This is a genomic window from Streptomyces sp. NRRL WC-3549 (assembly GCF_000721935.1).
Lineage (GTDB): Bacteria > Actinomycetota > Actinomycetes > Streptomycetales > Streptomycetaceae > Streptomyces.
In genome coordinates, this window is sequence record NZ_KL585420.1 from 124210 (window position 1) to 133534 (window position 9325).

Here is a 9325-nt window from a genome sequence, read left to right on the forward strand (position 1 = left end):
GGCGGTAGCCGTGCTCCAGGAAGCCGGAGGCGAAGAGGACGAACCGGGGCGGCTTGACGCCGGCCTGGGTCCCGAAGAGGATGCGGGGCTGCTTGCCACCGCGCACCGGGTGCGGGTGGGAGGCGACGATCTCGCCCAGGAAGGCGTTCAGCCGGCCGGTGGGGACGCGGGTCTCCCAGCCGTCGATCGCGGTCTCGATCGCCGGCACCAGCTTCTCCATGTGCCGACCGGTGACGGCCGAGACGTTGACGCGCGGCGCCCAGGCGATCTGCGCCAGCTCCGTCTCGATCTCGCGCTCGAGGTAGTAGCGGCGCTCCTCGTCGAGGGTGTCCCACTTGTTGAACGCGACGACGACCGCCCGGCCCGCGTCCACCGCCATGGTGATGATCCGCTGGTCCTGGACGCTGATGGACTCACTGGCGTCGATCAGGATGACGGCGACCTCGGCCTTCTCGACGGCTGCCGCCGTACGCAGCGAGGCGTAGTAGTCGGCGCCCTCCTGGAGGTGCACACGGCGGCGGATACCGGCCGTGTCGATGAACTTCCAGGTCTTGCCGCCGAGCTGGATCAGCTCGTCGACGGGGTCGCGGGTGGTGCCCGCGAGGGCGTTCACGACGACCCGGTCCTCGCCGGCCACCTTGTTCAGCAGCGAGGACTTGCCGACGTTGGGGCGGCCGATGAGCGCGATACGGCGCGGGCCGCCCAGTGCGGTGCCGAAGGTCTGGGCGGGGGCCTCGGGCAGCGCCTCCAGCACCGCGTCGAGCAGGTCACCGGTACCGCGGCCGTGCAGCGAGGAGACCGGGTGCGGTTCGCCGAGGCCCAGGGACCAGAGCGCGGTGGCGTCGGCCTCCCCGCTCTGGCCGTCGACCTTGTTGGCGCAGAGCACCACGGGCTTGCCGGCCCGGCGCAGCAGCTTGACGACGGCCTCGTCGGTGTCGGTCGCGCCGACGGTGGCGTCGACCACGAAGACGACCGCGTCGGCGGTCTCGATGGCGTACTCCGCCTGGGCGGCGACGGAGGCGTCGAGGCCCAGCACGTCCTGCTCCCAGCCGCCGGTGTCGACGACCTTGAAGCGCCGGCCGGCCCACTCCGCCTCGTAGCTGACGCGGTCACGGGTGACGCCGGGCTTGTCCTGCACGACGGCTTCGCGGCGGCCGATGATCCGGTTCACCAGGGTCGACTTGCCGACGTTGGGGCGGCCGACGACGGCGAGCACGGGAAGCGGTCCGTGACCGGCCTCACCGAGAGCGCCCTCGACCTCCTCGGGGTCGAACCCCTCCTGCGCGGCGAGCTCCATGAACTCCGCGTACTCGGCATCGCCAAGTGCTCCGTGCTCGTGGTCCGAGCCCTCGGAGTGAATCTGGTCGTTCATGAAGTCCGTTCCTCTTTGCATCATCATCGATGGGCCACGATCGCGCGGCCCACTACTCAAGTCTCGCTCAGCGCCCGGTGAGGCGCCTGGCCTTTTCCAGGTGCTCGGTCAGCTTCCCCTGGATCCGCAGCGTCGCCTCGTCCAGCGCCTTCCTGGTCCGCCGTCCGCTGCCGTCACCGGCCTCGAACGCCTCGCCGAAGACGACGTCGATCCGGCTCCGCAGCGGAGGCAGGGCCGGTATCAGCCGGCCGCCGCGCCCGGTGCTCCCGAGGACCGCGACGGGGACGATCGGCGCCCCGCCGCGTACCGCGAAGTACGCGAGGCCCGCGCGCAGGGACGCGAAGTCGCCCTCGCCCCTGGTGCCCTCGGGGAAGATCCCGAGGACCCCGCCGCCCTCCAGGACACCGAGGGCCCGGGTGACGGCGGTGCGGTCGACGCTCGTGCGGTCCACCTTCAGCTGTCCGATTCCGCGCAGGAACGGGTCGAGCGGACCGACGAACGCCTCCTTCTTGATCAGGAAGTGGACGGGCCGGGGCGCGGTGCCCATGAGCATCGGTCCGTCGACGTTGTGCGCGTGGTTCACCGCGAGTATGACGGGTCCGGCGGTGGGCACGCGCCAGGCACCGAGGACCCGGGGCCTGAAGAGCCCGTACATGAGCCCGATGCCGATTCCGCGCCCGACGGCCGCCCCGCGCGGGCCGGGCGCGGTCGTGGCTTCGGTCACTTGGCGACCTGCTTCTCCCCGACGAGGGTGACGACGCACTCGATGACCTGGGAAAGCGTCAGTTCGGTGGTGTCCACCTCGACCGCGTCGGCGGCCTTGGCGAGCGGCGAGGTCTTGCGGCCGGAGTCGGCGGCGTCCCGCTTGATCAGCGCCTCCCTGGTGGCGGCCAGGTCGGATCCCTTGACCTCACCGCTGCGGCGGGCGGCACGGGCCTCCGGGGAGGCCGTCAGGAAGATCTTGAGGTCGGCGTCGGGGAGCACGGTGGTGCCGATGTCACGGCCCTCGACGACGATGCCGCCCTCGGCCGAGGCGGCGATGGAGCGCTGCAGCTCGGTGATCAGGGTGCGCACCTCCGGCACGGCGCTGACGGCGCTGACCTTGGAGGTGACCTCCTGGGTGCGGATCGGGCCGGAGGCGTCCTCACCGTCCACGGTGATCGTCGGAGCGGCCGGGTCGGTGCCGGAGACGATGACGGGCTTGGCCGCCGCGGTGGCGATCGCGGCCGGGTCGCCCACGTCGACGCCGTTGTTCAGCATCCACCAGGTGATCGCCCGGTACTGGGCGCCGGTGTCCAGGTAGCTCAGGCCGAGCTGGGCGGCGACGGCCTTGGAGGTGCTCGACTTGCCGGTGCCGGAGGGACCGTCGATGGCGACGATCACTGCGGCCGGGGCGGTCCGGGCGGCGGCGCTTACGGTTTCCACGGTGGTGGACACCTTCCTGGTACACGGGGGCGGGCATAGCGGGGCCACGGGACGGCCTCCCCCAAGGTTACCGAGTGCGTGCGGTGCCCTCGTACCCCTGTCCCCCGCCCCGTTACGGGCGGATCGGCCAGCCGCGTTCGGTGAGGGCCGCGCTCAGCCCGGGGGCCGCGCTCGGCTCGACCATCAGCTGGACCACACCGGCCTGCTGCCCGGTCGCGTGCTCGATGCGGACGTCCTCGACGTTGACCCCGGCCCGTCCGGCGTCGGCGAAGATCGCGGCCAGCTCACCCGGCCGGTCACTGATGAGCACGGCCACGACCTCGTACGCCGCCGGGGCCGACCCGTGCTTGCCGGGCACCCTGACCCGGCCCGCGTTGCCCCGGCGCAGGACGTCCTCGATGCCGCCGGTGCCCGCGCGGCGCTTGTCCTCGTCGGCGGAGTCCAGGCCGCGCAGCGCCCGTACCGTCTCGCCGAGGTCGAAGGCGAGACGGTCCAGCACGTCGGCGACCGGGCCGGGGTTGGCGGAGAGGATCTCCACCCACATCCCCGGGTCGGAGGCGGCGATCCTCGTCACGTCCCTGATGCCCTGCCCGCACAGGCGTACGGCCGTCTCGTCGGCCTCCTCCAGCCGGGCGGCGACCATCGAGGAGACCAGCTGCGGGGTGTGGGAGACCAGGGCCACCGCGCGGTCGTGGGCGTCGGCGTCCATGACGACGGGGACGGCACGGCAGAGAGCGACCAGCTCCAGGGCGAGGTTGAGGACCTCGGTGTCGGTGTCCGGGGTCGGGGTCAGCACCCACGGCCGGCCCTCGAAGAGGTCGGCGGTGGCCGCCAGCGGACCGGAACGCTCCTTGCCGGCCATGGGGTGGGTCCCGATGTACGGCGTGAGGTCGATGTCCAGCGCCTCCAGCTCGCGACGCGGGCCGCCCTTCACGCTGGCGACGTCGAGGTACCCCCGGGCGACGCCGTCGCGCATGGCACCGGCGAGCGCGGAGGCGGTGTGCGCGGGCGGTACGGCGACGACCGCCAGGTCCACGGGCCCCCGCGGCGCCTCGACCGTCCCGGCTCCGAGCGCGGCGGCCGTCTCCGCGGACGAGGGGTCCCGGTCGACCAGGTGGACCTGGACGCCCCGCCCGGCCAGGGCGAGCGCCGCGGAGGTGCCGACCAGACCCGTACCGATGACGACTGCTGTTCTCACTGGGCGATGTCCTTGCGGAGGGCGCCGGTGGCACCGAGGTAGACGTGACTGATCCCGGCCTTGGAAAGGGGGGTCTCCACATGCGCCAGGACGCGGACGACCCTGGGCATCGCCCCGGTGACGTCGAGCTCCTGGGCGCAGATCAGCGGTACGTCGACGATGCCGAGCCCTCGCGCGGCGGCGGCCGGGAAGTCGCTGTGCAGATCGGGGGTGGCGGTGAACCAGACGCTGATCAGGTCGTCGGCGACGAGCTGGTTGCGCTCCAGGACCGCGGTCAGCAGCGCGCTCACCTGCTCACCCATGTGTCCGGCTTCGTCCCGCTCCAGCTGGACGGCTCCGCGGACCGCTCGTACCGCCACGTCGTACCCCTCGTTCCTTCGTCCTGCGTGCACCGGCAAGCCTAGAGGTGCGAAGGCCCCCGCGGTCACCGTGCTCCGTGGATTGAGACGCGGCGGCGTTCGCGTACCCTCGCGCGCATGATCACCCCTGAGGCGGCCGCCCTCGTCCGCGATCACACGGTCTACGCGTGTGTGACGGGCTCACGCGCCTTCCAGCTGGCCACCGAGGACAGCGACACGGACCGGCGCGGTGTCTTCCTCGCGCCGACCCCGCTGTTCTGGCGCTTCACGAAACCGCCCACGCACGTCGAGGGTCCGGCGGACGAGCAGTTCTCCTGGGAGCTGGAACGCTTCTGCGAACTGGCACTGCGCGCCAACCCCAACGTCCTGGAGTGCCTGCACTCCCCCCTCGTGGAGCGGATCGACGCCACCGGCCGCGAACTCCGGGAGCTGCGCGGGGCGTTCCTGTCCCGCCGCGCCCACGAGACCTACGTACGGTACGCCCGGGGCCAGCGGCGGAGGCTGGAGGCGGACGTCCGGGTGCACGGCGCCCCGCGCTGGAAACACGCCATGCACCTGCTGCGCCTGCTGGCCGGCGGCCGGGACCTGCTGCGCACGGGCGAGCTCAGGGTCGAGGTCGGCGACGCCCGCGAGGACCTGCTCGCGGTGAAACGGGGCGAGGTCCCCTGGCCCGAGGTGGAGCGCCGGATGAACCGCCTCGCCGAGGAGAACGACGCGGCGGTGGCCCGCTCGCCCCTGCCCCCGGAGCCGGACCGGGCCCGTGTGGAGGACTTCCTGGTCCGGACCCGGAGGGCGTCGGCTAACCGAGCAGGGTGAAGAACACCCCCCTGGCCTCGTCACCGTCCGGCAGGCGCCACGGAGCGGTGACCTGGGCCCCCTCGTCCGTCGAGCCGGGCCGCAGGACGCGCGACACCGAGAGGGCCGCGGCCCCTGGAGCCGGCACGACGCGGGTGCCGTGCTCCGTGTCCTGGACGGTCGGGGACGCGATCACGGCCGGGTGGCCGTCCCCGGCGGGGCGCACGGTGACGGTCGGGTCGGGCGCGTCGCTCACGCTCTGGGCCTGCGGCTCGGCCTCTCCCCGGAGCAGGGCGAGCACCTGGGCGACCAGGACGGGGTCGTGGGTCCCGTCGTACACCCAGCGCCGCCCCAGGACGCCGTGCTCGGAGGTGCCGATGAGGGCGTGGCCGGCTCCGTCGAGCGGTGCCCCGCGGTAGGTGAGCGGCACGTGGTACGAGACGGGCAGGTCGCCCGACGCGTCGGTGACCACCATGAACTCCATGCCCACCTCGCCCCGCGGGTCGTCGAGCCGGAAGCCGCCGACACGGTCGAGCTCCGGCTCCGCCGCACCGGTGTACCAGGGCCGGGTGGGCAGCCAGGCGCCGAGGAGCTCCAGCTTGCCGGGTTCCATGGTCGTTCTGTGGATGACAGCCATACCGGATGAACTCCCCACCCCGCTCCCCGGTTCCCTCGTACGCGGCGCACTGCCGGCCCGCCGGAAGGCACGCGGCCGGTTCGCCGTCCGGGAAGGCGAACGGTGAACCGGCCGCGGGCCGTCAGGGGTACCGGGTGGTCACAGGCCGACCTCGCGCATCAGCATGCCCACCTCGGTGTTGGTCAGCCGGCGCAGCCAGCCGGACTTCTGGTCGCCGAGCGGGATCGGCCCGAAGGACGTACGGACCAGACGCTCGACCGGGAAGCCCGCCTCGGACAGCATCCGGCGGACGATGTGCTTGCGGCCCTCGTGGAGGGTCACCTCGACCAGGTAGTTCTTCCCGGTGTTCTCGACGACCCGGAAGTGGTCGGCGCGGGCGTACCCGTCCTCCAGCTGGATGCCGTCCTTGAGCCGCTTGCCGAGGTCGCGCGGGAGCGGCCCCTGGATGGCGGCCAGGTAGGTCTTCTTCACCCCGTACCTGGGGTGGGTCAGCCGGTGGGCCAGCTCGCCGTGGTTGGTGAGGAGGATGATGCCCTCGGTCTCGGTGTCCAGCCGTCCGACGTGGAAGAGCCGCGTCTCGCGGTTGGTGACGTAGTCGCCGAGGCTCTGGCGGCCGTCCGGGTCCCCCATGGTGGAGACGACCCCGGCGGGCTTGTTGAGGGCGAAGAAGAGGTACGACTGGGTCGCCACGGTCAGGCCGTCGACCTTGATCTCGTCCTTCTGCGGGTCCACCCGCATGCCCTGTTCCAGGACGATCTCGCCGTTGACCTCGACGCGGGCCTGCTCGATCAGCTCCTCGCACGCCCGGCGCGAACCCATGCCGGCCCGGGCGAGGACCTTCTGCAGCCGCTCGCCCTCCTGCTCGGCTCCCGGGTGGGTCTTCGGCGTACGGATCTCCGGCTTGCCGGCGTACCGGTCGCGGTTGCGCTGCTCGATCTTGGCGTCGAGTTCGCGCGGCCGGGCGGGCGCGCCCTGACGGCGGCCGCCCTTGCTCACGTTCTGTGCGGGCTTGGGGCCGCCCTTGGCGCCACCGCGCGCCGCGGCGCCACGGCCCTTGCGGGGACCGCTGCCCGGCTCGGCGCCCACGTCGTAGCGGCGCTCCTCGGGGCGGGGGTCGCGGGGGCGCTGTTCCCGCTTGTCGTCGCGGCCCCCCGCGCCACCGGCGCCTCCCCCGGCCTTCGGCCGGAAGGAGCCGCCCGAGCCGCTCCGGGGATTCCGGTCGCCGCCGCTCTTGCCGCCGCCGCCGCTTCCGCTGTTCCTGCCACTGCTTCGCATCAAAATTCCGTCTTGTCGTCTGCGTGAGTTTCCGGGGTGTCCGGTGCGTCCGGATCGAACGACGGCACACCCTCTGGCGTCTCAGCCTCGATCGCGTCCGCCTCCGGGAGGAAGGGCGCGAGTTCCGGGAGCTCGTCCAGGCCTCGCAGGCCCATGCGCTCCAGAAAGTAGTTCGTCGTCCTGTACAGGATCGCACCTGTTTCCAGTTCCGCGCCCGCCTCCTCCACCAGGCCCCTCTGGAGGAGGGTCCGCATGACACCGTCGCAGTTCACCCCGCGCACGGCGGAGACCCTGGAACGGCTCACCGGCTGGCGGTAGGCGACCACGGCGAGTGTCTCCAGGGCGGCCTGCGTGAGCCGGGCGTGCCGGCCGTCCAGGACGAATTCCTCGACCGCCTCGGCGTACTCGGGCCGGGTGCAGAAGCGCCAGCCGCCCGCGACGAGCCGCAGGTCGAAGCCGCGGCGCTGGACGGTGTACTCCTCGGCCAGCTCCCGCAGCGCGTCCGCGACGGCCCCGCGGGGACGCTGGAGGACCTTGGCAAGGTGGTCCTCGGTGGCGGGCTCGTCGACGACCATGAGGACGGCCTCCAGCGCGGGCTTGAGGCCGAGCCCGGCGACCCCGGCCACGGACCCGTCGTCTGCGTTCATCCCTGTACCTCCTCCTGCGCCTCGCGCACCTCTTGGTCGAACTCGTCGGTCACGACCGGTTCGGCTCCCTCGGGGCCCGCCCAGCGGACCATGAGCTCACCGAGCGCCTCCTCCTGGTCGAGGGCGACCGCCTTCTCCCGGTAGAGCTCCAGCAGCGCCAGGAAGCGCGCGACGACCGTGAGGGTGTCCGGCGCGTCCTCGGTGAGCGCCCGGAAGCTGGTCCCGCCCTCGGCCCGCAGCCGGGCCACGACGACCGCGGCCTGCTCACGGACGCTGACCAGCGGGGCGTGGATGTGGTCGACGTAGACCTGCGGCTCGGCCTTCGGCTGCATCGCCTTCACCGCGAGCCGGGCGAAGCCGTCGGGGCCGATGCTGATCACGACCTCGGGCAGCAGCTCCGCGTGGTGCGGTTCCAGCCCGACCGTGCGGGGGTGGCGGCGGGACTCGGACTCCAGCCGGTCCTGGAAGATCTCCGCGATCCGCTTGTACGCGCGGTACTGGAGCAGGCGCGCGAAGAGCAGGTCACGGGCCTCCAGGAGGGCGAGGTCCGCCTCGTCCTCCACCTCGGCGGCGGGCAGCAGCCGGGCGGCCTTCAGGTCGAGCAGGGTGGCGGCGACCACCAGGAACTCGGTGGTCTGGTCGAGGTCCCCGTCGGGGCCCATGGCGCGGATGTGGGCCATGAACTCGTCGGTGACCTTGGAGAGGGCGACCTCGGTCACATCGAGCTTGTGTCGGGAGATCAGCTGGAGCAGGAGGTCGAAGGGGCCCTCGAAGTTGACCAGCCGGACGGTGAACCGCCGCTCGTCACCGCTCGCCCCGTCCCCCTCGACGGCCGGTGCGGTGTCCGGGAGGGGCGCCGTTGCCGTGGCCCCGCCGGGCTCGTGGGGCGGCGCGGGGGCGCTCTCACGGACGGACGCGTCCAGCGCCGGTGCCGCGTCCGCCACCGGGGCGGCCCTCGGCTGCGGCCCGCGGCCGAGGGCACGGCGGCGGGGCGGGCGGGGCGGGTCCTCGGGTGTCGGCATGTGCTGGGGTCCAGGGGTGCGGCGGCGGGTCGGCGGAGGTCCTTCGTCCGGGATCCGGCCGGAACAGGGAGCGTGGTCGGGTGCCGGGGCGCGGACCCGCCTGATCCGGACGAAAGGCCCCGCGGACCGGACCGCCCGTGCGGCGGCCCCGTCCCCCGCAGGCTACCGGCGCCGCGCCGGTCAGCGGCCCCGCAGCCTCCGGACGAGGATGCTCGCGTCGCCCCTCGACTCCAGGTCGGCGAGGACCACGGCGACCGCCTCGCGGACGATGCGCCCCCGGTCGACGGCCAGACCGTGCTCACCGCGCAGGACGAGCCGCGCGTGTTCGAGGTCCATCAGTTCCTCGGCCGACACGTAGACGGTGATCTTCTCGTCGTGGCGCTCCCGGCCGCTGGGCCGCCGGTTGGCCCCCCGCCCGCGTCCGCGCTGCGGCTGCACGCTGGGCGCCGCCTCCTGCTGCGGTGCGCTGCGGGGCTGCGGCGGGGCGGGATCGGGGCGCCGCTGGGGCGTACCGCCCCCGGAGCCGGCCGAGGAGTGCTCCTCCCGGGGCGGGGTGGCCTCCGGAGGGCCTGCGGCGGCTGTCCGCGGTCCGCCC

Annotated in this window: 11 protein-coding genes; 1 reads left to right on the top strand and 10 read right to left on the bottom strand. The window is 73.3% G+C overall.

What is annotated here, in order from left to right; translation table 11 throughout:
• The 5 genes from der to aroH all read right to left on the bottom strand — a co-directional run.
• Window positions 1–1372 (bottom strand): ribosome biogenesis GTPase Der (gene der / locus IH13_RS38325; protein ID WP_031088107.1); only part of this gene is annotated, 1372 nt, incomplete at its 3' end.
• Between the two features lie 67 nt (window positions 1373–1439).
• Complete coding sequence (locus tag IH13_RS0125140) at window positions 1440–2096, bottom strand: lysophospholipid acyltransferase family protein (RefSeq protein ID WP_031088109.1); 657 nt, start codon at window positions 2094–2096, stop codon at window positions 1440–1442.
• Window positions 2093–2809, bottom strand: coding sequence for a (d)CMP kinase (gene cmk, locus IH13_RS0125145; RefSeq protein WP_031088111.1), 717 nt, complete (start codon window positions 2807–2809; stop codon window positions 2093–2095). The genes IH13_RS0125140 and cmk overlap by 4 nt, the downstream gene beginning before the upstream one ends.
• Window positions 2810–2909: 100 nt before the next feature.
• Window positions 2910–3995, bottom strand: a complete 1086-nt coding sequence (locus IH13_RS0125150; protein ID WP_031088113.1) for a prephenate dehydrogenase — start codon at window positions 3993–3995, stop codon at window positions 2910–2912.
• Complete coding sequence (aroH, locus tag IH13_RS0125155; protein ID WP_031088115.1) at window positions 3992–4354, bottom strand: chorismate mutase; 363 nt, start codon at window positions 4352–4354, stop codon at window positions 3992–3994. Before aroH ends, IH13_RS0125150 begins: the two co-directional genes overlap by 4 nt.
• A gap of 117 nt (window positions 4355–4471) precedes the next feature.
• On the opposite strand from aroH, the gene IH13_RS0125160 reads away from it, so the two are divergent.
• Window positions 4472–5170 (top strand): nucleotidyltransferase domain-containing protein, encoded by a 699-nt coding sequence (locus IH13_RS0125160; protein ID WP_031088117.1) that lies wholly within the window; start codon window positions 4472–4474, stop codon window positions 5168–5170.
• On the opposite strand, the gene IH13_RS0125165 is transcribed toward IH13_RS0125160, so the two are convergent.
• The 5 genes from IH13_RS0125165 to IH13_RS44065 all read right to left on the bottom strand — a co-directional run.
• A complete protein-coding gene (locus tag IH13_RS0125165) occupies window positions 5154–5786 on the bottom strand; it encodes a maltokinase N-terminal cap-like domain-containing protein (protein ID WP_031088119.1) in 633 nt (210 codons plus the stop codon). The genes IH13_RS0125160 and IH13_RS0125165 overlap by 17 nt on opposite strands.
• Window positions 5787–5924: 138 nt before the next feature.
• Window positions 5925–7061: a pseudouridine synthase gene (locus IH13_RS0125170; protein ID WP_031088121.1), complete on the bottom strand. Its 1137-nt coding sequence runs from the start codon at window positions 7059–7061 to the stop codon at window positions 5925–5927.
• Complete coding sequence (gene scpB / locus IH13_RS0125175; protein ID WP_031088122.1) at window positions 7061–7708, bottom strand: SMC-Scp complex subunit ScpB; 648 nt, start codon at window positions 7706–7708, stop codon at window positions 7061–7063. The genes IH13_RS0125170 and scpB overlap by 1 nt, the downstream gene beginning before the upstream one ends.
• Complete coding sequence (locus tag IH13_RS0125180) at window positions 7705–8730, bottom strand: segregation and condensation protein A (protein ID WP_031088123.1); 1026 nt, start codon at window positions 8728–8730, stop codon at window positions 7705–7707. The genes scpB and IH13_RS0125180 overlap by 4 nt, the downstream gene beginning before the upstream one ends.
• 180 nt (window positions 8731–8910) lie before the next feature.
• The coding region (locus IH13_RS44065; RefSeq protein ID WP_031088125.1) for a hypothetical protein at window positions 8911–9325 on the bottom strand (415 nt) is incomplete at its 5' end.